Annotated in this window: 23 protein-coding genes; 12 read left to right on the top strand and 11 right to left on the bottom strand. The window is 67.4% G+C overall.

Annotated elements, in window-relative coordinates:
• Window position 1: 1 nt before the first annotated feature.
• From trbE to DMX10_RS32385, 9 genes are all read left to right on the top strand, one after another.
• Window positions 2-2,452 (top strand): conjugal transfer protein TrbE, encoded by a 2,451-nt coding sequence (gene trbE / locus DMX10_RS10220; RefSeq protein WP_019043465.1) that lies wholly within the window; start codon window positions 2-4, stop codon window positions 2,450-2,452.
• Window positions 2,449-3,192, top strand: a complete 744-nt coding sequence (gene trbJ / locus DMX10_RS10215) for a P-type conjugative transfer protein TrbJ (protein ID WP_023083101.1) — start codon at window positions 2,449-2,451, stop codon at window positions 3,190-3,192. The genes trbE and trbJ overlap by 4 nt, the downstream gene beginning before the upstream one ends.
• A gap of 12 nt (window positions 3,193-3,204) precedes the next feature.
• A complete protein-coding gene (locus tag DMX10_RS10210; protein ID WP_023083100.1) occupies window positions 3,205-3,519 on the top strand; it encodes a hypothetical protein in 315 nt (104 codons plus the stop codon).
• Complete coding sequence (gene trbL / locus DMX10_RS10205) at window positions 3,516-4,904, top strand: P-type conjugative transfer protein TrbL (RefSeq protein ID WP_019043468.1); 1,389 nt, start codon at window positions 3,516-3,518, stop codon at window positions 4,902-4,904. Before DMX10_RS10210 ends, trbL begins: the two co-directional genes overlap by 4 nt.
• 17 nt (window positions 4,905-4,921) lie before the next feature.
• Window positions 4,922-5,626: a conjugal transfer protein TrbF gene (gene trbF / locus DMX10_RS10200; protein WP_019043469.1), complete on the top strand. Its 705-nt coding sequence runs from the start codon at window positions 4,922-4,924 to the stop codon at window positions 5,624-5,626.
• Window positions 5,623-6,627: a P-type conjugative transfer protein TrbG gene (trbG, locus tag DMX10_RS10195; protein ID WP_023083099.1), complete on the top strand. Its 1,005-nt coding sequence runs from the start codon at window positions 5,623-5,625 to the stop codon at window positions 6,625-6,627. The genes trbF and trbG overlap by 4 nt, the downstream gene beginning before the upstream one ends.
• 2 nt (window positions 6,628-6,629) lie before the next feature.
• Window positions 6,630-7,907 carry a TrbI/VirB10 family protein gene (locus DMX10_RS10190; protein ID WP_019043471.1) on the top strand — a complete coding sequence of 426 codons (1,278 nt, stop codon included), beginning with the start codon at window positions 6,630-6,632 and terminating at the stop codon, window positions 7,905-7,907.
• Window positions 7,904-8,149, top strand: coding sequence for a DUF2274 domain-containing protein (locus tag DMX10_RS10185; RefSeq protein ID WP_019043472.1), 246 nt, complete (start codon window positions 7,904-7,906; stop codon window positions 8,147-8,149). Before DMX10_RS10190 ends, DMX10_RS10185 begins: the two co-directional genes overlap by 4 nt.
• Window positions 8,150-8,242: 93 nt before the next feature.
• Complete coding sequence (locus DMX10_RS32385; RefSeq protein ID WP_146602996.1) at window positions 8,243-8,770, top strand: hypothetical protein; 528 nt, start codon at window positions 8,243-8,245, stop codon at window positions 8,768-8,770.
• A gap of 128 nt (window positions 8,771-8,898) precedes the next feature.
• On the opposite strand, the gene DMX10_RS10180 is transcribed toward DMX10_RS32385, so the two are convergent.
• From DMX10_RS10180 to DMX10_RS10130, 11 genes are all read right to left on the bottom strand, one after another.
• Window positions 8,899-9,222 carry a YkgJ family cysteine cluster protein gene (locus tag DMX10_RS10180; protein WP_111260982.1) on the bottom strand — a complete coding sequence of 108 codons (324 nt, stop codon included), beginning with the start codon at window positions 9,220-9,222 and terminating at the stop codon, window positions 8,899-8,901.
• 47 nt (window positions 9,223-9,269) lie between these two features.
• Window positions 9,270-9,779 carry a DUF2878 domain-containing protein gene (locus DMX10_RS10175; protein ID WP_111260981.1) on the bottom strand — a complete coding sequence of 170 codons (510 nt, stop codon included), beginning with the start codon at window positions 9,777-9,779 and terminating at the stop codon, window positions 9,270-9,272.
• Window positions 9,772-11,043 (bottom strand): cyclopropane-fatty-acyl-phospholipid synthase family protein, encoded by a 1,272-nt coding sequence (locus DMX10_RS10170; RefSeq protein ID WP_111260980.1) that lies wholly within the window; start codon window positions 11,041-11,043, stop codon window positions 9,772-9,774. Before DMX10_RS10170 ends, DMX10_RS10175 begins: the two co-directional genes overlap by 8 nt.
• Window positions 11,030-11,830 (bottom strand): DUF1365 domain-containing protein, encoded by an 801-nt coding sequence (locus tag DMX10_RS10165; RefSeq protein WP_111260979.1) that lies wholly within the window; start codon window positions 11,828-11,830, stop codon window positions 11,030-11,032. Before DMX10_RS10165 ends, DMX10_RS10170 begins: the two co-directional genes overlap by 14 nt.
• Window positions 11,827-13,074: an NAD(P)/FAD-dependent oxidoreductase gene (locus DMX10_RS10160; protein ID WP_111260978.1), complete on the bottom strand. Its 1,248-nt coding sequence runs from the start codon at window positions 13,072-13,074 to the stop codon at window positions 11,827-11,829. The genes DMX10_RS10165 and DMX10_RS10160 overlap by 4 nt, the downstream gene beginning before the upstream one ends.
• Window positions 13,071-13,835, bottom strand: coding sequence for an SDR family oxidoreductase (locus DMX10_RS10155; protein ID WP_111260977.1), 765 nt, complete (start codon window positions 13,833-13,835; stop codon window positions 13,071-13,073). Before DMX10_RS10155 ends, DMX10_RS10160 begins: the two co-directional genes overlap by 4 nt.
• Window positions 13,832-14,254, bottom strand: a complete 423-nt coding sequence (locus DMX10_RS10150; RefSeq protein WP_111260976.1) for a nuclear transport factor 2 family protein — start codon at window positions 14,252-14,254, stop codon at window positions 13,832-13,834. Before DMX10_RS10150 ends, DMX10_RS10155 begins: the two co-directional genes overlap by 4 nt.
• Window positions 14,251-15,681 (bottom strand): deoxyribodipyrimidine photo-lyase, encoded by a 1,431-nt coding sequence (gene phrB / locus DMX10_RS10145; RefSeq protein WP_111260975.1) that lies wholly within the window; start codon window positions 15,679-15,681, stop codon window positions 14,251-14,253. The genes DMX10_RS10150 and phrB overlap by 4 nt, the downstream gene beginning before the upstream one ends.
• Window positions 15,669-16,628 (bottom strand): MerR family transcriptional regulator, encoded by a 960-nt coding sequence (locus tag DMX10_RS10140; RefSeq protein ID WP_111260974.1) that lies wholly within the window; start codon window positions 16,626-16,628, stop codon window positions 15,669-15,671. Before DMX10_RS10140 ends, phrB begins: the two co-directional genes overlap by 13 nt.
• Before the next feature lie 2 nt (window positions 16,629-16,630).
• Window positions 16,631-17,596, bottom strand: coding sequence for a 2-thiouracil desulfurase family protein (locus DMX10_RS10135; protein WP_111261005.1), 966 nt, complete (start codon window positions 17,594-17,596; stop codon window positions 16,631-16,633).
• A gap of 194 nt (window positions 17,597-17,790) precedes the next feature.
• Window positions 17,791-18,780 (bottom strand): NAD(P)/FAD-dependent oxidoreductase, encoded by a 990-nt coding sequence (locus DMX10_RS10130; RefSeq protein WP_111260973.1) that lies wholly within the window; start codon window positions 18,778-18,780, stop codon window positions 17,791-17,793.
• A 200-nt stretch (window positions 18,781-18,980) separates the two neighbouring features.
• On the opposite strand from DMX10_RS10130, the gene DMX10_RS10125 reads away from it, so the two are divergent.
• The 3 genes from DMX10_RS10125 (at window position 18,981) to DMX10_RS10115 (ending at window position 22,398) form a co-directional block, all read left to right on the top strand.
• Window positions 18,981-19,892, top strand: coding sequence for a TIGR01777 family oxidoreductase (locus DMX10_RS10125; RefSeq protein WP_111260972.1), 912 nt, complete (start codon window positions 18,981-18,983; stop codon window positions 19,890-19,892).
• Window positions 19,889-20,914: a ferrochelatase gene (hemH, locus tag DMX10_RS10120; protein WP_111260971.1), complete on the top strand. Its 1,026-nt coding sequence runs from the start codon at window positions 19,889-19,891 to the stop codon at window positions 20,912-20,914. The genes DMX10_RS10125 and hemH overlap by 4 nt, the downstream gene beginning before the upstream one ends.
• 125 nt (window positions 20,915-21,039) lie before the next feature.
• Entirely contained in the window at window positions 21,040-22,398 is a 1,359-nt protein-coding gene (locus tag DMX10_RS10115) for an MFS transporter (protein WP_111260970.1), read from the top strand.
• The last annotated feature ends 45 nt before the right edge of the window (window positions 22,399-22,443 follow it).

Below are 22,443 nucleotides of genomic sequence, written 5' to 3'. Positions count from 1 at the left end.
CATGCTGAACCTTGCCGAATACCGCCAGCGGCCAGCGCTCTTGGCCGACTGGTTGCCTTGGGCCGGGCTGATCGCGACGGGCGTGGTACTGAACAAGGATGGCTCGTTCCAGCGCACGGCACGCTTTCGCGGGCCGGATCTGGACAGCGCCACGCAAGGCGAACTAATAGCTACATCAGCGCGGCTGAACAACGCACTGCGCCGGCTTGGTTCGGGCTGGGCCTTGTTCATCGAAGCCGAGCGCCGCCCGGCAGCAGGCTATCCACGCTCCGAATTCCCGGAGCCGTTGTCATGGCTGGTGGATGAAGAACGCCGCGCGGCCTTCGAGGAATCCGGCCAGCATTTTGAGAGTGCCTATCACTTCACACTTGCCTATCTTCCACCAGAAGAGTCCCGCGCCCGCGCCGCCAAAATGCTCTATGAGAACCCGCCAGGCGATGGCGTGGACTGGCGTGGGCGGCTGGAAGCCTTCGTGGCGGAAACGGATCGCGTGTTCGACTTGCTCGACGGCGTGATGCCGGAAATCGCCTGGCTCGATGACAGCCAGACACTGAGCTACCTGCACGCCACGGTGTCCATGCGGCGCTACCGCGTCGGTGTGCCCGACGTGCCGTTCCATATCGACGCACTGTTGGCCGACTGCGCCCTGGTCGGTGGTCTGGCGCCCATGCTGGGCGACCAGCACCTGCGCGTGGTGTCGGTGCGAGGCTTTCCGACTTCGACGTGGCCAGGGATTCTGGACGACCTCAACCGCCTGGGCTTTGGCTACCGCTGGAGCACGCGCTTTTTGTGCCTGGACAAAGCTGAGGCGGAAAAAGAACTCGGCCGCCTGCGCCGCCAGTGGTTTGCCAAACGCAAGAACGTCGTCGCGCTGTTGCGCGAAACGATCTTCCAGCAGGAAAGCCCGCTGGTCGATACCGATGCTAGCAACAAGGCGGCCGACGCCGATGCCGCCTTGCAGGAACTGGGCAGCGATCAAGTCGCTTTCGGCTACCTCACCGTCACTGTGACGGTGCTCGATGCCGACCCGGCCGTAGCCGACGAGAAGCTGCGCATGGTGGAGCGCGTCATCCAGGGCCGGGGCTTCGTGACCATCCCCGAGACCCTCAATGCAGTCGATGCCTGGCTGTCGTCCATCCCTGGCAATGCCTATGCCAACGTGCGTCAGCCCATCGTCTCGACGCTGAACCTGGCGCACATGATGCCGCTGTCAGCGGTGTGGGCCGGGCCGGAGAAGAACGCGCATCTGGATGGCCCGCCGTTGATCGTCACCCGCACCGATGGCGCGACGCCTTTTCGCTTGGTCACGCACATCGGCGACGTGGGCCACACGCTGGTCGCCGGGCCGACCGGCATGGGCAAGTCGGTCTTGCTCGCTACGCTGGCGATGCAGTTTCGCCGCTATCCCGGCTCGCGCATCTTCGCCTTCGATATGGGCCGCTCCATGCGTGCCACAATCCTCGGGCTGGGCGGCGAGCATTACGACCTAGGCAATGACGGGGCGATTGCTTTCCAGCCATTGGCCCGCATCGACCAGGAGGGCTACCGCACCTGGGCCGCCGAATGGGTGGAAGGCCGCCTGCTGCATGAAGGTGTCTCCATTGGCCCGGACGAGAAGGCCGCGATCTGGTCGGCACTCGGCAGCCTCGCCGGCGCGCCGGTGGAGCAGCGCACGCTGACGGGCCTCTCGGTGCTGCTGCAATCGAACGCACTGCGCCAGGCGCTCGCGCCCTATGTGCTGGGTGGTGCCCACGGCAAGCTGCTGGACGCCGATTCTGATCGGCTGGGTTCCGGCAGCGTGCAGGGCTTCGAGATGGAAGAGCTGATGCACAGCAAGGCGGCAGTGCTGGCCGTGCTGGGCTACCTGTTCGCCCGCTTCGATGAACGCTTCGACGGCGCGCCCACGCTGTTGATCCTCGATGAAGCCTGGCTGTTCCTCGATGATCCGGTGTTCGCTGCCCGCATCCGCCAGTGGCTCAAAACGCTGCGCAAGAAGAACGTCAGCGTCATCTTCGCCACGCAGTCGCTGGCCGACATCAAGGATTCAAGTATTGCACCGGCAGTGATCGAAAGCTGCGCCAGCCGGATTTTTCTCCCTAACCCACAGGCGACCGAGCCTCAGATCCGCACGATCTACGAGGGCTTCGGCCTCAACAGCCGCCAGATCGAGATCGTGGCGACCGCGCAGCCCAAGCGTGACTACTACTACCAATCGCGCCTGGGCAATCGCCTGTTCGACCTCGACCTGGGGCCAGCAACTTTGGCCTTCGCCGGGGCATCCACTCCGCAAGACCAACGCGACATGGATCGCGTGCTGCTGGACGCAGGCACACCGGGCTTCGCCGGTGCCTGGCTGCGTCATCGTGGCCTCGATTGGGCCGCTGATCTGCTGCCGTCCTCGCCGGCGGCAGCGTCCTTCCTCGCTTCTCAACCCCAGGAGGTTTCACCATGAAAACCCAACCCCGTTTGCGGTCCGTCTCGCTCGCCGCCGTGCTGTCGGCATCGCTGCTGGCCGTGCAGCCTGCATCCGCGCTGACGGTGTTCGACCCGTCCAACTTCGTGCAGAACACGCTGACCGCCGTGCGCACGCTGGAGCAGATCAATAATCAGATCAACCAGCTTCAGAACGAAGCGCAGATGCTGATGAACCAGGCGCGCAATCTGACGAATCTGGACTTCAACATCGTCAATCGCCTGCGCTCGACGCTGGCGACCACCGAGCGGCTGATCGCCGAGGCTCGCGGCCTGGCCTACGACGTGCAGAGCATGGATGCCACCTTCGCCCGGCTGTACCCGGAGCAGTACGCCGCGACCGTCAGCGGCGACCAGATGCTGCGCGACGCGCAGGAACGCTGGAAGAACACCTTGAACGGCCTGCATACCGCGATGCGGATGCAGGCGCAGGTGTCGCAGAACCTGGCGCAAGACGAAAGCGCGCTGTCCGACCTGGTCAGCCAGAGTCAGTCCGCCACCGGCGCACTGCAAGCCATGCAGGCGACCAATCAGCTTCTGGCCTTGCAGGCCAAGCAGTCGATCCAGGCGCAGCAGCTCCAGATCACGCAGGAACGCGCCGCCGCGCTGGAACTGGCACGCCAAGCAGCGGCTGTCGAACGCGGCCGGGAAGTGACGCGCCGCTTCCTAGGCGACGGCACGCCATACACGCCGCAGCGCGTGGATTTCTACGGCAACTGACGGGAGACGGCCATGCGATGCGTTTCCTTGCTGCTGCCCGTGCTGCTGGTCGCTTGCAGCCAGCAGCCGACCGAAGACCTGGCCGCAGCCTTGGCTGCCAATCCCGCGCGGCTCAAGGTTTTGCGTGCGCAGTGTGCAGCCGACCGGGCTACGGCAGGCGAAGACGCTTGCCTGGCTGCGGCTGAAGCCTTCCGGCGGCGCTTCTTCGCCGGTGAAACCGGGCCTGACGAGTTCCACACGCTGGCCGATCTGCCGCCGATCCCACCGAGCTTCGACACACCCATCAGTGACCAGGACGCCATGCCCTTCGAGGGGGACGTGCCATGAATGACGTGACAGTGATCGACCGATTCCTCGCTACCTTCTCGCGCTACATCGACTCGGGCTTTGGGCTGCTGCAGGGCGAAGTCGCGTTCCTGACCGCCACGCTGATCGTCATCGACATGACCATCGCTGGGCTGTACTGGGCGATGAGCCACGCCACCGGCCAGGGCGATGACTTGATCGCAAAACTGCTGCGCAAGGTGCTTTACGTCGGCGCCTTCGCCTACATCATCAACAACTTCAACTGGCTGGCCAGCATCGTCTTCCGCTCGTTCGCGGGCCTGGGCCTAACGGCCAGCGGCTCGACGATGAGCATGGGCGAATTTCTGCAACCGGGCCGCCTGGCCAAGACCGGCATCGACGCGGCAGCGCCGATTCTTGAGCAGATCAGCGACATGGCGGGCTTCCCCGAGGTGTTCGTGAACATGACGCCCATCGTGGTCATGTTCCTGGCCTGGGCCGTGGTGATCCTGTGCTTCTTCGTGCTGGCGATCCAGCTTTTCATCACGTTGATCGAGTTCAAGCTGACCACGCTGGCGGGCTTCGTGCTGGTGCCTTTCGCCTTGTGGAACAAGACCTCGTTCCTCGCCGAAAAGGTGCTGGGCAACGTGGTGTCCTCGGGCATCAAGGTGCTGGTGCTGGCCGTCATCGTTGGCATCGGCTCGGGCCTGTTTGCCGAGTTCCAAGTGCATCCGGCCGAGCCGTCCATCGACCATGCGGTGGTCATCATGCTGGCCTCGCTCACGCTGCTGGCGTTGGGGATCTTCGGGCCGGGCATTGCCACCGGGCTGGTATCCGGTGCACCGCAGCTTGGCGCAGGCGCGATGGCTGGTGCTGCGATTGGTGCCGCAGGCGCGGCGGTTGCCGTAGGTGCCGCAGCCACCGGCGTGGGCGGTGCTGTGATGGCCGGTGCGCGCATGGCACCGGCTGCCGCCAAGCTCGCCGGGTCTGGTGCGCGGGCTGCAACCTCGGCGGCTGGCAGCGCGAAGTCGGCTTTCCAGGCCGGTTCCGCCGCTGCGGGCGGCGGAGCCAAGGGCGCGATGGCCGGGCTGGGCAGTGTTGCCAAGGGCGGCGCACAGGCCGCTGGCCAGCGCGCTGGTGCTGGCATCAAGGCAGCAGCGGCCAAGGCTGCAGCGCCATTCAAAGCAGGCTGGCAAGGCTCTGGTGCCGATGGCGGCTCAGGCGGTGGCACTGCGGGGCCAGCCGCCGCAGGCGATGCCGCTGGCAACACAGCCAACGCGCAAAAACAAGAGCAGCCCGGTTGGGCCAAAAACCTGCAACGCCGCCAACGACTCATACAGGCCACCACTACGGCCGCGCACACGCTGCGCGGTGGCGACGGCGGCGGTTCGGGCCAAGGCCCGAGCCTGCGGGATTCCGATAGCTGACTTTCAAGGAGAACTCCATGCGATTCAAACGACCGCAGGTGCGCTATGCCGATACGCCGCAGCCTGCCACTCCGTATCAAGCCGCTGCCCAGGTGTGGGACGAGCGCATCGGCTCGGCCCGCGTGCAGGCCAAGAACTGGCGGCTGATGGCCTTCGGCTGCCTGGTGCTCGCATTGCTGATGGCCGGCGGCCTGGTGTGGCGCTCGGCCCAATCCATCGTCACGCCCTATGTCATCGAGGTCGATCAGTCCGGCCAGGTGCGCACCGTGGGCGAAGCGGCCACGCCGTATCGGCCCACCGATGCGCAGACGGCACACCACATCGCGCGCTTCGTGACGCTGGTGCGCTCGCTGTCCATTGACCCCATCGTCGTGCGCCAGAACTGGCTCGATGCTTACGACTACACCACCGATCGTGGCGCGGCGGTGCTCAACGACTATGCGCGGGTGAATGACCCGTTTGCCCGCATCGGCAAGGAATCGGTGACGGTGCAGATCACCAGTGTGGTTCGCGCCAGCGAGGCGTCGTTCAACGTGCGCTGGACAGAGCGCCGCTACGTCAATGGCGCGGCGACCGGGCTGGAGCGATGGACGGCGGTGGTGTCCATCGTGCAGCAGACCCCGCGCACCGAAGAACGCCTGCGCCGCAACCCGCTGGGCATCTACGTCAATGGCTTGTCGTGGAGCCGTGAACTGGATTCTTCTGAAGGAGCCAAACCATGAATGCACGTTTCCGTAAAACCGCATTGCCGGTGATCCTGCTGGCATCGACTGTCCTGTTTGCGGGCTGCGCCACGCAGGGCAAGCCGCCGCCGGTGATCTCGCTCGATGAGCCGGTGCAGGCTCAGCCATTGCCCGAGCCGCCCACGCCCATCGAAGTGGTGGCAGTGCCCGAACCGTTGGCATTGCCCGGACAGTTGAAACCGCTGCCGGACGTTGATGCGACCCCGGCTTCACCGGAGCCTGCCGACGAGAAGGTGCGCGTTTCGCGTGCCAATGCCGAGGCGCGCATTGCGCCGACCCGTGAGGGCTACGTCAATGCGATCCAGGTCTGGCCCTTCACTGACGGCGCGCTGTATCAGGTCTATGCGTCCGTGGGCCGCGTGACCGTGATCGCGCTCCAGCCCGGCGAGGAACTGGTGACGGTCGCTGCGGGCGATACCGTGCGCTGGATCGTGGGCGACACCTCCAGCGGCAGCGGGGCCGATCTGCGCGTCAATGTGCTGGTCAAGCCTATCCGTTCCGGGTTGAAGACCAATCTGGTCATCACCACCAGCCGCAGGACGTACCTGCTGGAACTGACTTCGACCGACAAGGCATGGATGGCGTCCGTGTCCTGGGACTATCCCAAGGATCGAATGCTGGCCTTGCAGCGCCAGGCCCAAGCCGCCAACGCTGCCGCGCCGGTCGATGCAGGCTTGTCGCTGGAGAACATCCGGTTTCGCTATGCAATCAGCGGCAGCAATCCACCGTGGAAGCCGCTGCGCGCCTTCGACGATGGCGAGAAGGTCTATATCCAGTTTCCTGCAGGCATCGCCCAGGGCGAGCTGCCGCCGCTGTTTGTCATCGGCGCGCAGGGCCATGGGCAACTGGTGAACTACCGCTTCCGCTCGCCGTACTACATCGTGGATCGGCTGTTCGGTGCGGCCGAACTGCGCCTAGGGGCCGACAAGGGCGACGTGGTGCGCATCGAGCGCACGGATGGCATTGCTGGGAGGAACTGAGCATGAGCCAGGACGATACCCCCGACCTTGACGCGCCGCAGGCGGACAAGGTGGCACCCGAGGCGGTGGCGCTGCGCGCCCAACCGCGCCCGGTCACGCGCCTGAACCGGCGCACGCTGGCCATCCTCTCCGGCGGGCTGTCGGTCGGCCTGATGGGCGCACTGATCTGGTCGCTGCAACCGCAGCAACGCAGCGCGAGCGAGTCTACCGAGCTGTACAACGTGGATCGCGTGTCCAAGTCGGAAGGGCTGGATGCGCTGCCGACGGACTATTCCAAGCTGCCAGCGCTGCCGCCCGACGTGCCGGAGCTCGGGCCACCGCTGCCGGGCGATTTAGGGCCAGCCATCGTCAATTCGCAGCAGCCAGTTGCCGCCACCTATGCCGCGCCCGGCTACGACCCCAACGATGCGCTACGCAAGGAAGAAGAAGCAGCGGCAGCTTCATCGGTGTTCTTCCGCACGGGTTCCCCGCAGGCTGCGCCCGTGGCGCAGTCGCAGGTCGCTGCCGCGGCAGGCTTCGCTGCCAATGCCGCTTTCGATCCGCTGGCCGCTGGCCCAGCCTCGACGGCGGCCCAGCCTGCTGATCCGACTGCCGTGCAGAACCGGCAAGACCAGAAAGAGGCGTTCCTGACAGGCGGCTCTAGGGAAACCCGTAACTCCGGCAACCTGCAAATGCCCGCATCGCCGTACCAAGTCATGGCAGGAACGGTGATCGCAGGTGCGCTGGTGACGGGCATCAAGTCAGACCTGCCGGGCGACGTGATCGCCACGGTGACGGAGCCGATCTACGACACGGCCACAGGCAAGTTCCTGCTGATCCCGCAGGGTTCGCGCATCCTGGGCAAGTACAACAGCCAGGTCAGCTACGGCCAGAGCCGCGTGCAGGTGGTGTGGAACCGCATCATCCTGCCGGACACGTCTTCGCTCACGCTCGACAACCTGATCGGCACCGACCCGGCGGGCTATGCCGGTCTGGAAGACGACGTGGACTGGCATTGGGATCGGATTTTTGCCGGTGCCGTGCTGACGACGCTGCTGGGCGTCGGTGCCGAACTGGCCGCACCCGAGAACCGCCAGGACGGTGATCGCGTCATCATCGCCGGGCGCGACAGCCTGCAGGACACGGTGAACCAAGTCGGCCAGGAAGTGACCCGGCGCAACCTCAACATCCAACCCACGCTGACCAGCCGTCCCGGCTTGCCAGTGCGCATCATCGTGAACCGCGATCTGGTGCTGCGGCCCTATCAGCCGCTGTTCTTCAACAAGGGGACTTCGCGATGAGCTCGACCAGGAAACTGCGGCTGGGGCCGCTGCCCAAGACCGAAAGCGTCAAGCTGACCTTCGCTTGCTCGGCCAGCTTGAAAGCCGATCTCGACCGCTACGCCGCGCTGCATGCGCAGGCGTATGGCGAGGCGGTCGATGCCTCGACGCTGATCCCGCACATGCTGGAGGCGTTCATGGCGGGGGATCGGGGATTCAGGAAAGGAAACGCCAACAAGTCCTTGCCGCCGAACCCAAGCTGAAGGTGCACCGGAACCAGATTGACCATCACTCGAACGCGCAGCCCAACGCTGCGCGTTCTTCGTTCTGGATAGGCTGCGAGGGAATGGGCTAAAGTGACCGAGCAGGCCTGCCAGTTCTTGGCAATCTCCATCGCTACAACGCGACTCGGCTTGCTTTCTACAGGCTCTTATGTGGCCCCCAGTCCACAACACCGCATCCCCTGCAAGCGGCATAAAACAGAGCTAACCTATTGCCCCATATATGGTTTCAAGCCTCCCGTGTTTTGCACGAAAGGCTTGACGCTGGCCATTTTTTATGGCCTGTGGATAACCCAGCACCTTGCCGGGCGAGTCCCTTTTAACAATCGCCGCAATGCCCAACCGCTTGAAAGGAACCCAAAGCGCTCGCCCCTGCACACGGGTCTGGCTTCGCCAGACTTCCCTCGCTCCATCGTCGTCACAGGTGCCCGGCGTGCCATCCCTGGCCTGCAGCGCTCAACCCCTGCAACGACGATTGCGCTCGGCCTCCTGAAAGGGGCGTTTGTCGTCGCCGGAGTCTTCATCGATGTGCGCTATACCCTCGGGCACAGTGGCTTGCGTAGGGTGGCGCAGAGCGAAGCGAAACCCACGCGGTGGGCGTGACAGGAGGTCATAAATACCCGGAAGGACCGAGGCTTCGCCTCACGTTCACATCAGCTAACCCAGGCAGAGCCAACACATTCGCGATTGTCCTGCTGCAGCCCGGAACCCTTCCGGGTGCCAGGTACCGGTCAGACCGCGCGCCCATAGGCGCTGTCGATGCCCCTGCGTTCTTCCAGGCAATCGGCCTCGCCCATCTCGAACTCGCGGCAGATCAGCGGGCGGTTCTCGTAGATGCTGCAGAGCATGGTGTCGCGGTCCAGCGCGGCGCACCAGCCGTCGTCCAGGCGCGCCATGACGTCGCCGCCCCACTCGTCCGTCTCGATGAAGCGCTCGGGCACGCCGGTGTCGGTGATCAGCATCACTTCCAGCTGGCAGCAGCACGCGGCGCAGGTGGAGCAGGTGACGGCGGGGGTGGCAGGCAACTGCCTGAGGGGAATGTGCGAGGAATTCATGGGCGCGCAGTCTACGGCAAAGGCGCCCGGCACGGTGGCCGGGCCGATCAGTTGCCCGCGTCGGGTCGTCCCAGGCGCCTCGCCAACTGGTGCAGCAACGGCAGCAGCGCCGCCCAGATCAGGGCCAGCACCAGCAGGCTGGGCAGTGTGCCGAATGGCAGGCCGACCCCCGCCAGGCGCGCGCCAGCCAGGTACGACAAGGGCCCGGCGATGGCGCCCAGCAGGGCGGCGAGCCACCAGGGGCGTGCGGTCCAGGCCAGGCAGTGGTTCAGCGTGGTGCCCAGCAGCGCCCAGAGCAGCGCCAGCCAGGGCGGGATCAGGCGCCCGCCATGGCCGAAGTCGAAGACCCCCAGGTTGAGCAGCAGGCAGTCCAGCAGGCTGCCGAGCAACGCCACCGCGATCACCAGACGCCCGTCCGCGGCCCAGCTGCCGATGCAGAGGAAGTGCAGCACCAGGATCGCCGGCGCCACCAGCAGCAGGAGCGGCTGCTCGGCGGCGAACAGGCAGGCGAACCAGCCCGCCTGGAACAGCACCGCATTGGCCAGGCGCCTAGGCATCCAGTTGGCCGAGCAGGGGCGAGGGGCGAGCGCCGGGCTTGGCGAGCAGCAACTGGGCGGTACCGATGGCGCGCTCCAGGAAGCCGCCCTCGCAGTAGCACAGGTAGAACTCCCAGAGCCGGTAGAAGGTCTCGTCGTAGCCCAGTTGCTCCAGGCGGCCCCGCGCCGCGCGCAGGTTGTCGTGCCAGTGGCGCAGGGTGCGCGCGTAGTGCAGGCCGAAGTCCTCCATGTGCAGCAGGTTCATGTCGCTGTCGCGGGTGATCACCTCCAGCATCTTCTGCACCGAGGGCAGGGCGCCGCCGGGGAAGATGTAGCGCTGGATGAAGTCGACGCTGCGCCGGGCCTGCTCGTAGCGCTGGTCGCGGATGGTGATGGCCTGCAGCAGCATCAGGCCGTCGTCTTCCAGCAGGCGCGCGCACTGGCTGAAGTAGGTGGGCAGGAAGCGATGGCCGACCGCCTCGACCATCTCGATCGAGACCAGTTTGTCGAAGCGCCCGTCGAGGTCGCGGTAGTCCTGCAGCAGGACGGTGACCCGCGACTGCAGGCCCTGCTCTTCGACGCGCCGGCAGGTGTATGCGTACTGCTCGCGGGACAGGGTGGTGGTGGTCACCCGGCAGCCGTGGTGGGTGGCGGCGTAGAGCGCCATGCTGCCCCAGCCGGTGCCGATCTCCAGCAGGTGGTCGTCGGGCTTGAGTTCGAGCTTGCGGCAGATGCGCGCGAGCTTGTTCAGCTGCGCCTGCTCCAGGCTCTGATCGGGGCTGGCGAACTGCGCGGCGGAATACATCATGGTCGGGTCGAGCATCTGCTCGAACAGGTCGTTGCCCAGGTCGTAGTGGGCGGAAATATTGCGCCGCGAGCCGGCCCGGGTATTGCGGTTGAGCCAGTGCAGGCCCTGCACCAGCGGCCGCCCCAGCGATGCCAGGCCGCGCTCCATGCCGTCGAGCACATCCAGGTTGGCGACGAACACGCGGATCACCGCGGTGAGGTCGGGGGTGGTCCAGTAGCCGTGGATGTAGGCCTCGCCCGAGCCGATGGAGCCGTTGGCCGCCACCAGCGGCCAGACCGCCGCGTCCTGCACCTCGATGCGCGCCCGGAGCTCGGCCTGGGCGTCGCCGTAGACCCGCTCCTCGCCGTCCTCCAGGATCGTCAGCTGGCCGTGGCGCAGCTGCTCCAGCTGGGCCAGCACCAGTCGGCGCAACAGACCGCCGGCCAGGCCGGTATTGCTGAACAGGCCCGGCTTGATGCCGAGGCTAGGGCTCTTCATGGATACGCTCCTTCGAATACGTGGTGGCGACGCGGTAGGCGCCGTCCGCCGCCTGGTGGGAGAACAGTGGCAGGCGTTTGAGCAGCAGGCGCAGGGCCTGCCAGTAGATGCCCAGGACGGTCTTGGCCGTCATCCAGGGAAAGCTGGCGAGGTAGCGGTGCAGGCTGGCGCGGTCGAGTTCGCAGCGCTCCAGGTCGAGGGTCGCGTCGAACAGCCGCGTCTCGCCCTGCCAGTCCTCCATGTGCACCGCCAGGCGCTGGCCCACCGGGCTGAAGGCCATGCGGTACTCCAGCTCGCGGGGCAGGAAGGGCGAGACGTGAAAGGCCTTGTCGACCCGCACCCGCTGGTGCGCCTCGCCCTGCACCGGCACCACGTAGTGGTAACGCTCGCGCCAGGGTGTATTGGTGACCTCGCAGAGGATCGCCATCAGCCGCCCCTCGGTGTCATGGCAGTAGAAGAACGTCGCCGGGTTGAAGGCCAGCCCCCAGCTGCGTGCCTGGGCCAGCAGGCGGATGGCGCCTTCGGGGCGCCGCCCCAGGGCCTCGCCCACGCGCTGCCGCACCGCCTCGGCGAGGCGCATGCCGGTGCGGGTGAACTGCGGCAGGAAGTCGCGCTCGCGAAAGGCGAAGGGCTTGAAGCGGCCGTGCCCGGCCAGGGGCGAGAGGCCGAGCACCTGCTCCTGTTCGTCCAGGTCCAGGTACAACAGGCCGATGCGGTAGCGGAAGGCGTGGGCCCGGGGCTGGTGCCGCCGGTGCCTGACCCAGCCGCTGTAGAGGGCACTGTTCACAGGGATTCCCCGAACTCTCGGGCCACGCGCAGGGCGCTGACCACGCCGTCCTCGTGGAAGCCATTGCCCCAGTAGGCACCGCAGAAGTAGCTGTGCTGCTTGGCGTTGATCTCCTCCCAGCGCGCCTGGGCGCGGACGCCCTCGAGGCTGAACTGCGGATGGGCGTAGCTGAAGCGGGCGAGGATGCGCGCGGGGTCGATGGCTTCGCCCTGGTTGAGGCTGACGCAGAAGGTTTCCGGCGCCTGGATGCCCTGGAGGATGTTCATGTTGTAGGTCACGGCCGCCGGACGCTGGCGGGGGCCGCCCAGGCGGTAGTTCCAGCTGGCCCAGGCCAGTGGCCGGCGCGGCAGCAGGCGGGTGTCGGTGTGCAGCACCACCTCGTTGTCGGCATAGGGCAGGGCGCCTAGCACCTCGGCCTCGGTTGCGCTCGGCTGGGCCAGCAGGGCCAGTGCCTGGTCGCTGTGGCAGGCGAATACCACCTTGTCGAAGCGCTCGCTGCCGGCGGCGCTGTGCAGGGTCACGCCCTCGGCGTCGCGCTCGACCCGGGTCACCGGGCAGGACAGGCGGATGCGGTCGGCGAAGCTGGCCGTCAGTGGCGCCACGTAGCTGCGCGAGCCCCCGCTGATCACCCGCCACTGCGGGCGGTCGTTGACCGAGAGCAGGCCGTGGTTCTTGAAGAAGCGCACGAAGAACTGCAGCGGGAAGGCCAGCATGTCGTCCAGCGGCATCGACCAGATCGCCGCCCCCATCGGCACCAGGTAGTGATCGCGGAAGCGCTCGCCATAGCCGCCCAGGCGCAGGTAGTCGCCGAGGGTGATGGCCGGGTTGATGCGGCCCGCGTCGAGGTCCGCCTGGGCGTCGTGGTTGAAGCGCAGGATCTCCCGCAGCATGCCCCAGAAGCCTGGGGAGAGCAGGTTGCGCCGCTGGGCGAAGAGGCTGTTGAGGTTGTTGCCGTTGTACTCCAGGCCGCTGGCGGGATCGTGCACCGAGAAGCTCATCTCGGTGGGCTGGCTGGCCACGCCCAGGCGCTCCATCAGGCGGATGAAGTTGGGGTAGGTCCAGTCGTTGAAGACGATGAAGCCGGTGTCCACGGCGTAGTCACGCCCGTGCAGGTGCACGTCCACCGTGTGGGTGTGGCCGCCGATCCAGTCGCTGGCCTCGAACAGCTGGATGTCGTGCCGGCGTGCCAGCAGCCAGGCGCAGGTGAGGCCGGAAATGCCGCTGCCGATGATGGCGACTTTCATTGGGGAGCTCCGTTACGGGCCAGGCGTCGGCCCAGGGCCAGGCGCAGCCGCGCCGGCAGTCGGGCGAGCAGGCGCAGGGCGAGGATGAAGGGGCCCGGGAAGGCGATTTCCAGCGGCCGCCGTGGCAGCCGCTGGACGATGTGGCGCGCGGCGCGTTGCGTCGACCAGCGCAAGGGCATGGGGAAGTCGTTGCGCTGGGTCAGCGGTGTGTCGACGAAGCCGGGGCTGACCAGGGTGACGTCGAGGCCTTCGTGGGCCAGGTCAACGCGCAGGGATTCCAGCAGGTAGCGCAGGCCGGCCTTGGAAGCGCCATAGGCTTCTGCGCGAGGCAGGGCGAAGTGGGTGACGGCGCTGACCACGCCGACCAGGTGCGGCCGTTCGCCCTTGCGCAGCAACGGCAGGGCGACCTCGATGCAGCGCGCCGGGGCGAGCAGGTTGGCCGCTACCACGCGCTCGACCAGGTCGGCGTCGAACTGCCCGGCCTCCAGGTATTCGCAGGTGCCGGCGTTGAGGATCGCGCAATCCAGCGCGCCCCAGTGCCGGGCGATGCGCTCGGCCATGGCCGTGACCTGGGCGGCGTCGGTCAGGTCGCCCGGTACCAGCAGCACCTGCTCGGGGAAGCGTTGCTGCAGCGCTTCGAGCGGGCCGCTGCGGCGGGCGCTGAGGGCGAGCCGGTGCCCGTCGCGGAGCAGCAGTTCGGCCAGTTCGGCGCCTATCCCGCTGCTGGCGCCGGTCAGCCAGATGCGTCGGGTCGTGTTCATCCCAGTCGCCTCTTGAGCAGTGCAATGGCCCCGCGCAGCAGCGGCACATGCTCGTAGAGCAGCGCGCCGGCATCGAAGTAATCGCGGTGGTAGTGCACCCGTTCGCCCCAGCGCAGGTGCGAGCAGCCCTCGACCGCGATGGGGCGGCCACCGTCCAGTCGCGGGTGGCGGTAGGTCATGGTCCAGCGCAGGTAGCCCTCGCCCTCGCCGACCGGATCGTAGCCATGGAAGCGGAAGCTCAGGTCGCTGACATTCTCGTAGAGCCCGGCGAAGTACCGGCGGATGGCGGGCAGGCCTTCGACGTGGTGCAGCGGGTCGGTGAACTGCGCGTCCTCGCTGTACAACGTGTCGAGCAGCGCGAGGTTGTCGCGACCCAGGCGGGCGAAGTCCTCGGCGAACCGGTGGAGGAAGGTGCTCATGCGGCCACCTTGGGCAGGTTGCGGAAGGCGGCGATGGCACGGTCGCGGCTGGAGGAAAGGTCGACCACGGGCTGTGGATAACCTGCCGGCAGGAACAGCCCGCCACGGGCCGCCGGGTCATGGATGTCCTTGGCGTCCAGGCCGGCCAGCTCCGGCACCCATTGGCGGATGAACACGCCTTGCGGGTCGAAGCGCTGGGACTGGCTGACCGGGTTGAAGATGCGGAAGTAGGGCGCTGCGTCGGTGCCGGTGGAGGCGCTCCACTGCCAGCCGCCGTTGTTGGCGGCCAGGTCGCCGTCGATCAGGTGGCGCATGAACCAGCGCTCGCCCTCGCGCCAGTCGATCAGCAGGTTCTTGGTGAGGAACATGGCCACCACCATGCGCAGGCGGTTGTGCATCCAGCCGGTGGCCAGCAACTGGCGCATCGCCGCGTCGACGATGGGGATGCCGGTGCGCCCCTGTTGCCAGGCGTGCAGGTCTTCTGGCGCGTCGCGCCAGCGCAGCGCCTCGGTTTCGGGGCGGAAGGCACGATGGCGGCTGACGCGCGGGTAGCCCACCAGGATGTGCTTGTAGAACTCGCGCCAGAGCAGCTCGTTGATCCAGGTGACGGCGCCGGCGTTGCCCGATTCGAACTCGCCCCGATTGCTGCGCAGCGCGGCATGCAGGCATTGGCGCGGCGACAGCACGCCCGCGGCGAGGTAGGGCGACAGCTGGCTGGTGCCGGGGCGGGAGGGGAAGTCACGTTCGTCCTGGTAGTGCTCGATCTGCTGGTCGGCGAAGGCTTCCAGGCGCTGGAGGGCGCGCGCCTCGCCGGCCGGCCAGAGTGCCTGCAGCGCGGTGGCCGGGGTGGCGAAGCCCTGGACCGAGGCGGGCATGGCGTCGCTTTCGATCCCCAGCGGGGCCTGCACGGCGGGCGTCGGCGCGGAGCCGGGCAGGGCGGCGTGCAGCCGTGCGTAGCAGACCTTGCGGAACTGGCTGAAGACCTGGAAGTAGCCGTCGCTCTTGGTCAGCACGCTGCCGGGCTTGAACAGCAACTGGTCGAGGTGGCTGCGCAGGCGCACCTCGTCCGCCTGCAGCCGGGCCTTCACCGCCGCGTCGCGGGCGCTCTCGTGGATGCCGTACTCCTCGTTGACGTGGACGGCGCCGACCTGGTGTTCATGACAGAGGCGGGCGACGGCTTCCGCGGCCTGGTCCCAGCGCTCGGCGTGGCGCACCAGCAACGGCACGTTGAGGCGTGCCAGCTCGGCCTGGAGCGCGACGAGGTTGCGCAACCAGAAGTCCACCTTGGCGGGGGCATCGTCGTGTTCCAGCCACTGCCCGGGGGTGATCAGGTAGAGAGCGAGGGTCGGCCCGGCCGCCATCGCGGCGGACAAGGCGGTGTTGTCCTGGACGCGAAGGTCGCAGCGGAACCACATCAATTGGCGCATGGAAGATCCTCATGCCTGGCCAGCAGTCCGAGGCTGGTCAGGGTTTGCAGGGCCGCGACCGGGTCGTCGGCGAGATGGGGGCGGATGCCCTGGCTGGCCAGTTCCTCCAGCTCGCGCTGATGGATGTGCACGGCGGGCCCGGCCAGTACCAGCGGGCAACCGGGGTCGGCCAGCAGGCGGGCCAGGCTCGTGCCGTTCAGGGCCTGCTCGGCATAGAGCAGCAGGGCGCGGGGTTCGATGCGGGCGATGGCCAGGGGCAGCTCGGCCGGTGGTATCGGCCATTCCAGTACCTCCACGGCGCAACCGGCGTTGCTCGCCAGCCAGGCGCTCAGCCACAGGCCGGGCGCCATGGGCTGTTCGCAGGGGTTCAGCAGCAGCAGCGGGGCACCGCCATGCTGGCGGTTGTTGTGGTAGATGCGGGCTCCCAGCTTGCTGCGCAGCCAGGCGTTGAAGAACACCCGCTCCAGGCGTGCGCCGTAGGCATCGCGCCAGCGCTCTTCCAGCGCTTCGAGCAGGGGCAGCAGCAACTGCAGGCAAAGGGTGAGCGGCGGGTAGATGGACAGTGCCGCGTTGAAGCGCTCGTCGAGGCGCCGTTCGGCCAGGGCGGCGATGGCTTCCAGCAGCTGGTGGCGCTGCTCGTCCCACAGCGACGAGGGGGCCAGGGCGGCATGCTGGCCACCACGCAGCAGGCCCTTCACCTGGCCCACGGGGACGCCGCGGTCGAGCCAGGTGAGCACCGCACGGATGCGCGCCACGTGCTCGGGCGCATAGAGGCGGTGGCCCTTGGCGGTGCGCTGGGGCAGCACCAGGCCGTAGCGGCGCTCCCAGGCGCGCAGGGTCACCGGGTTGACGCCGGTGAGGCGCGATACGTCGCGGATGGGCAGCAGGCCTCGGGCCAGGGCTTCCTGGAAGTCGCCGTCGAGTGGGGTGTCGTCGTGTTCGTCCATGGCTAGATGGCGTTGCGCAGGCTGAGGTCTTCGGGGTGCGGTTGCAGGTAGGCCTGCTGCGCGATGTAGGGGTCCGGATGGCGGGCGAAGTGATGCTTGAGCAGGGTCAGCGGCACCACCAGCGGCACGATGCCGTTGCGGTACTGCTCGATCAGGCGCTGCATCTCGGCCTTCTCGTCCCGGCCCAGGCTGCCCTTGAGGTAGCCGCTGATGTGCTGCAGCACGTTGCTGTGGGTGCCCCGGGTGGCGCAGCGCGCCAGTGCGGCCATGAGCTGGCGGAAGTAGGGCGGGCCGAACGCCTCCGGCGCGTGCTTGCCGATATCGCCCAGCAGGCGGCCGAGGGCGCGGTACTGCTGCGGGTCGTGGGCCATCAGCTGATACTTGTAGCGGGCATGGAATTCGAGAATGCCGCGACGGGTCAGGCCGCTGGCGCAGAGCGCCCGCCAGCGCGCGCAGGCGAATACGCGGGTGAGGAAGTTCTCCCGCAGCACCGGGTCGCAAAGACGGCCTTCCTCTTCCACCGGCAGCTCCGGGTGGCGCTTGCAGAACGCGTCGGTGAACAGGCCGCGCCCGCCTTCCTCGGCGGGGATGCCATTGGCCTGGTACACCTTCACGCGGTGCAGCCCGCAGGAGGGGGACTTCTGCATGAAGATGTAGCCGCACAGGTCGTCCAGCTCCCCGGCCATGCGTTCGCCGTAGGCGGTCAGCGGCTCGCTCAGGTCACGCGAGCCGTCGCGGTTGACGGCGCGCGGCAGCGCCGGATCACCTACCAGGCGAATGGCCTCGCGCGGCGTGCCCAGGCCGATGGCGACTTCCGGGCAGACCGGCACGAAGTCGAAGTAGCGGGCCAGGGTGCGGGTGCACAGGCGGGACTCCTTGTGACCGCCGTTGAAGCGCACCGGCTCACCGAGCAGGCAGGCGCTGATGCCGAGCCGGGGCTTGGGGGTTGCTGGGGCGTCCTGTGACATGAAAATGACCTCGGATGTTTTCTTGTACAAAGTGATGTTTATGTACAGGTAATTCCATCTTAGGCATGTAGTTGTACAAGTCAAATATCTTGTACAGGTTTTTGCGAGGGATCGAAGTCGGCTGTGGCCAGGGGAGGGGTCGGGAAAGGCAAGATATGCGCCAGGCCCCGCAGGCATCCGGCCTGGCGCGGGGGTTATCTACCGAGGTGTTCGATCAGGCGCCGGGCCGCTTCCTGGCCGCTCAGCCAGGCCCCTTCGACACGACCGGAACTGCACCAGTCGCCGCAGGCGTAGAGCCCCAGGTCGGCATCGGCCAGGGCGCCCCATTCGTGGCCCTGGGCCGGCCGTGCGTAGAGCCAGCGGTGCGCCAGGCTGAACACGGGAGCCGGTACCGCGCAGCCGATGAGTTCGGCGAAGGCGCCATGCAGCTCCTCGATCACCGCCTCCTTGGGCAGGTCCAGGTGCTGCTTGCTCCACGCGCTGCTGGCGTGCAGCACCCAGGTGTCGAGAGTGGTCTCGCGACCGGGCTTGGTGCGGTTGCGGGCCAGCCAATCCAGGGGGCTGTCCTGGACGAAGCAGCCTTCCACCGGGGTGTCCAGCGGTCGCTCGAAGGCCAGTGCGACGGCCCAGGTGGGCTCCATGGCGACGCTGGCTGCGGCGCCGGCGAGCTTGGGGGCCGCTGCCAGCAGGGCCGTGGCCTGGGGCGCGGGGGTGGCGATGATGACGTGGCTGAAGGGCCCGTGGCTCAGCCCCTCGGCATCCTGCAGGCCCCAGTGCTGCTCGCCACGGAAGACTTCGGTGATGCGGCAGGCGAAGTTGACCGGCAAGGCGCCGAGCAGGGCACGGGTGATGGCACTCATGCGCGGCGTGCCGACCCAGCGCACCTGCTCGTCCGGCGAGGGCGTCAGGCCGCCGTTGCGGAAGTTGTACAGGGTGGGCGTCCACTCGGCGACCCAGCCGCGGTCGCGCCATTGCTGGACGACTTCGGTGAAGCGGCGGTCGCGGGCGGTGAAATACTGCGCGCCGAGATCGAGCGAACCGGCGTCGCTGCGCTTGCTGGCCATACGACCGCCACTGCCGCGGCTCTTGTCGAAGAGCTGCACGGCATGCCCGGCGGCATGCAGCGCCTGGGCGGCGGAAAGGCCCGCGAGGCCGGTTCCGATGATGGCGATGGGAGTGCTCATGGTTACCTCTTTACCTTGTGCTGTGGCGACTGCTGATCAGGTGTTCGATAAACCTATACACTTTTGTTGCGTTGTACAGGGCTATCGGTTCCAATTCGAGTGCCGCTCATAAAGGTGTGACCATGGCGGACTCAACCCGTGCCCTGTCTTGATTCAGACTAGGGCGATATCTCCACTTAGCACCATGCGAGGAGGATGCCATGCACATATTGCTGACCGGCGGTACTGGCCTGATCGGTCGCGAACTCTGCCGGCTGTGGAGTGGGCAGGGCCACCAGGTCACCGTGCTCAGCCGCACACCGCAGCGTGTGGCCGGGCTGTGCGGGCCCGCAGTGCGGGCCATCGGCAGTGTCCATGAATATGGCGACGGCCCCTTGGACGCCCTGGTCAACATGGCCGGCGAACCGGTGGCCGGTGGGCTCTGGACCCGCGCCCGCAAGGCGAAGATCCTCGACAGCCGGGTAGCCTTCACCGAGCGCCTGCTGGCCTGGCTCGAGACCCGCGAGCAACGCCCGGCGCTGTTGCTGTCCGGCTCGGCGGTGGGCTGGTACGGCGATGCCGGCGAGCGCGAGGTGCGCGAGGATTCGGCTCCCGGCAACGGCGATTTCGCCAGCGCGCTGTGCATCGCCTGGGAGGAGACCGCGCAACGTGCCGAGGCATTGGGCATCCGCGTGGTGCTGCTGCGCACCGGCCTGGTGCTCGCCGAGCACGATGGCTTCCTGCGGGACATGCTCCGACCCTTCCGCCTCGGCCTGGGCGGGCGCCTGGGCAGCGGCCGCCAGTGGATGCCGTGGATTCACCTGCAGGATCAAATCGCCGCGATGGATTTTCTTTTGCATCAGGAGGGGGCCAGCGGTCCCTATAATGCGTGCGCTCCGCACCCCGCGCGCAATCGTGACTTCACTCGCAGCCTGGGCCGCGCGCTCGGCCGTCCGGCCATCCTGCCGGCGCCGGCATTCGCCCTGCGCCTGTTGCTGGGTGAGATGTCGATCCTCCTGCTGGGTGGCCAGCGCGCCTTGCCGACGCGTTTGCTGGAGGCGGGGTTCACCTTTCGTTTCACCGATCTGGATACGGCGCTCGCCGATGTGCTGAGGCCTAAGGACGTTGCATGACTGATCACGCGCTGCTGCTCGCCAACCTGGGTTCTCCGTCGTCCACTTCGGTGGAGGACGTGCGTCGCTACCTCAACCAGTTCCTCATGGACCCCTACGTCATCGACCTGCCCTGGCCGCTGCGTCGCCTGCTGGTCTCGCTGATCCTGATCAAGCGTCCGGCGCAGTCGGCCCATGCCTACGCCTCCATCTGGTGGCCCGAAGGCTCGCCGCTGGTCGCTCTCAGCCGCCGCCTGCAGGCCGCCACCCAGCCATTCTGGCCCCATGGCCCGGTGGCCCTGGCGATGCGTTACGGCGAGCCCTCCATCGAAAACACCTTGCAGGAACTGGTGCGCCAGGGAGTCAAGCGCGTGACGCTGGCACCGCTCTACCCGCAGTTCGCCGACAGCACCACCACCACCGTCGAGCAGGAGACGCGCCGGGTCATCGCCGCCCATGGTTTCAAGCTCCAGGTGCAGGTGCTCGACCCCTTCTACGACCAGCCCGAGTACCTCGACGCCCTGGTGGCCAGCGCCCGCCCGCACCTGGAGCAGGGCTTCGACCACCTCCTGATGAGCTACCACGGGCTGCCCGAGCGTCACCTGCACAAGGCCGACACCAGTGGCAGCCACTGCCTCAAGGGCGCGGATTGCTGCCAGCGTGCCGAGGGCCAGGTGCTCGCCCGCTGCTACCGTGCCCAGTGCTACCGCACCAGCGAAGGCTTCGCCGCGCGCATGGGGCTGCAGCCGGGGCAGTGGTCGGTGTCCTTCCAGTCGCGCCTGGGGCGTGCCAAGTGGATCGAGCCCTACACCGAGAGCCGCCTCGACGAGCTGGCGGCCCAGGGGGTGAAGAAACTGCTGGTGATGTGCCCGGCCTTCGTCGCCGACTGCATCGAGACCCTGGAGGAGATCGGCGACCGCGGGCGCGAGCAGTTCATCGCCGCTGGCGGCGAGGACCTGGTACTGGTGCCCTGCATGAACGACCACCCGCAATGGGCCCAGGCCCTGGCCAGCCTCTCCGGCAAGGCCCAGCGCCTGCTCTGAGCATCAGCCCGGGGACAGCCCGGGCATTCGCCTGGCCTATAAAGCCGCTGCTTCACCCCGCCTGCACCTAAGCTGGGCGCTTCTTCCACCGTCGTGCGCCGCACCGGCGGCGCCGAGGAGAGCCCATGCAGAACAACAACAATGGCTATCCCTCGGGCCTGCGAGCCTGGACCACCGTCGCCATCCTGATGGTGGCCTACGTGCTTTCATTCATCGATCGGCAGATTCTCAACCTGCTGGTGGAGCCCATCCGCCGCGACCTGGTCATCAGCGACACGCAGATGAGCCTGCTGATGGGCCTGTCCTTCGCACTGTTCTACACCGTCTGCGGCATCCCCCTCGGGCGCCTGGCCGATACCCGCAGCCGCCGCGGGCTGATCGCCATCGGCGTACTGTTCTGGAGCGCCGCCACCGCCGCCTGCGGCATGGCCAAGCTGTACTGGCAGTTCCTCGTCTGCCGCATCGGCGTGGGTGTGGGCGAGGCGGCATTGTCGCCGGCGGCCTATTCGCTGATCGCCGACAGCTTCCCCCAGGAGCGCCGCGCCACTGCCATCAGCGTGTATTCCATGGGGGTCTACCTGGGTTCCGGCCTGGCCTTCCTGCTCGGCGGGCTGGTGATCAAGTTCGCCTCCGCCCAGGGCGACGTGCACCTGCCGCTGCTGGGTGACGTGCGCCCCTGGCAATTGATATTCCTCATCCTCGGCGGTGCCGGCGTGCTCTTCACCCTGCTCATGCTGGCGGTGCGCGAGCCGGCCCGGCGCGGCGTGGGCGCTGGTGTCGCGGTGCCTTTCTCTGAAGTGGGGCGCTACATCCGCGCCAACCGCCGCACCGTGCTCTGCCACAACTTCGGCTTCGCCGGCCTGGCTTTCGCCGGCTATGGCAGTGCGGCGTGGATACCCACCTTCTTCATCCGCACCTATGGCTGGGATGCCGGCCACGTGGGCGTGGTCTACGGCAGCATCGTCGCGGTGTTCGGCTGCCTCGGCATCGTCTTCGGCGGCCGCCTGGCGGACCGCATGGCCAGGCGCGGGCGCTGCGACGCCAACATGCGGGTCGGGCTCATCGCCGCGCTCGGCGCGCTGCCGCTGGTGCTGGTGTTCCCGCTGCTGGACAACGCCAACTGGGTGACCGTGCTGATGGCACCGACGGTGTTCTTCCTCAGCATGCCTTTCGGCGTGGCGCCGGCGGCGATCCAGGAAATCATGCCCAACTCCATGCGTGGCCAGGCCTCGGCCATCTACCTGTTCGTCATCACCCTGATCGGCCTGGGCCTCGGCCCCACCGCCGTGGCGCTGGTGACCGACTACGTGTTCGCCGACGACAAGGCGCTGCGCTATTCGCTGCTGATCGTCACGTCGCTGGCGGTGGCAAGCTCGGTGGTGCTGCTGTGGATGGGCCTCAAGCCGTATCGCGAGAGCGTCGAGCGCCTGAAGCAGTGGGTGGCGCCGAGCCCGCTGACGGGCGCCAAGCTGGTAGATGCCTGATCGGCGGCACCAATGAAAAAGCCCCGCGATCGCGGGGCTTTTTCG

Origin of the sequence: Pseudomonas sp. 57B-090624 (assembly GCF_003234055.1) — a bacterium.
GTDB lineage: Bacteria > Pseudomonadota > Gammaproteobacteria > Pseudomonadales > Pseudomonadaceae > Metapseudomonas > Metapseudomonas tohonis.
This window is presented reverse-complemented; position numbering and strand designations above follow the sequence as displayed.

What these genes read in the sequence shown, in the direction of transcription:
- phrB (WP_111260975.1), bottom strand. Translation starts at nt 15,681, where the DNA reads ATGCGCCAATTGATGTGGTTCCGCTGCGACCTTCGCGTCCAGGACAAC.
- DMX10_RS10170 (WP_111260980.1), bottom strand. Translation starts at nt 11,043, where the DNA reads ATGAAGAGCCCTAGCCTCGGCATCAAGCCGGGCCTGTTCAGCAATACC.
- DMX10_RS10155 (WP_111260977.1), bottom strand. Translation starts at nt 13,835, where the DNA reads ATGAACACGACCCGACGCATCTGGCTGACCGGCGCCAGCAGCGGGATA.
- DMX10_RS10150 (WP_111260976.1), bottom strand. Translation starts at nt 14,254, where the DNA reads ATGAGCACCTTCCTCCACCGGTTCGCCGAGGACTTCGCCCGCCTGGGT.
- trbG (WP_023083099.1), top strand. Translation starts at nt 5,623, where the DNA reads ATGAATGCACGTTTCCGTAAAACCGCATTGCCGGTGATCCTGCTGGCA.
- DMX10_RS10180 (WP_111260982.1), bottom strand. Translation starts at nt 9,222, where the DNA reads ATGAATTCCTCGCACATTCCCCTCAGGCAGTTGCCTGCCACCCCCGCC.
- DMX10_RS10160 (WP_111260978.1), bottom strand. Translation starts at nt 13,074, where the DNA reads ATGAAAGTCGCCATCATCGGCAGCGGCATTTCCGGCCTCACCTGCGCC.
- DMX10_RS10175 (WP_111260981.1), bottom strand. Translation starts at nt 9,779, where the DNA reads ATGCCTAGGCGCCTGGCCAATGCGGTGCTGTTCCAGGCGGGCTGGTTC.
- trbE (WP_019043465.1), top strand. Translation starts at nt 2, where the DNA reads ATGCTGAACCTTGCCGAATACCGCCAGCGGCCAGCGCTCTTGGCCGAC.
- trbF (WP_019043469.1), top strand. Translation starts at nt 4,922, where the DNA reads ATGCGATTCAAACGACCGCAGGTGCGCTATGCCGATACGCCGCAGCCT.
- DMX10_RS10140 (WP_111260974.1), bottom strand. Translation starts at nt 16,628, where the DNA reads ATGGACGAACACGACGACACCCCACTCGACGGCGACTTCCAGGAAGCC.
- trbJ (WP_023083101.1), top strand. Translation starts at nt 2,449, where the DNA reads ATGAAAACCCAACCCCGTTTGCGGTCCGTCTCGCTCGCCGCCGTGCTG.
- DMX10_RS10185 (WP_019043472.1), top strand. Translation starts at nt 7,904, where the DNA reads ATGAGCTCGACCAGGAAACTGCGGCTGGGGCCGCTGCCCAAGACCGAA.
- DMX10_RS10130 (WP_111260973.1), bottom strand. Translation starts at nt 18,780, where the DNA reads ATGAGCACTCCCATCGCCATCATCGGAACCGGCCTCGCGGGCCTTTCC.
- DMX10_RS10115 (WP_111260970.1), top strand. Translation starts at nt 21,040, where the DNA reads ATGCAGAACAACAACAATGGCTATCCCTCGGGCCTGCGAGCCTGGACC.
- DMX10_RS10190 (WP_019043471.1), top strand. Translation starts at nt 6,630, where the DNA reads ATGAGCCAGGACGATACCCCCGACCTTGACGCGCCGCAGGCGGACAAG.
- hemH (WP_111260971.1), top strand. Translation starts at nt 19,889, where the DNA reads ATGACTGATCACGCGCTGCTGCTCGCCAACCTGGGTTCTCCGTCGTCC.
- trbL (WP_019043468.1), top strand. Translation starts at nt 3,516, where the DNA reads ATGAATGACGTGACAGTGATCGACCGATTCCTCGCTACCTTCTCGCGC.
- DMX10_RS10135 (WP_111261005.1), bottom strand. Translation starts at nt 17,596, where the DNA reads ATGTCACAGGACGCCCCAGCAACCCCCAAGCCCCGGCTCGGCATCAGC.
- DMX10_RS10125 (WP_111260972.1), top strand. Translation starts at nt 18,981, where the DNA reads ATGCACATATTGCTGACCGGCGGTACTGGCCTGATCGGTCGCGAACTC.
- DMX10_RS10210 (WP_023083100.1), top strand. Translation starts at nt 3,205, where the DNA reads ATGCGATGCGTTTCCTTGCTGCTGCCCGTGCTGCTGGTCGCTTGCAGC.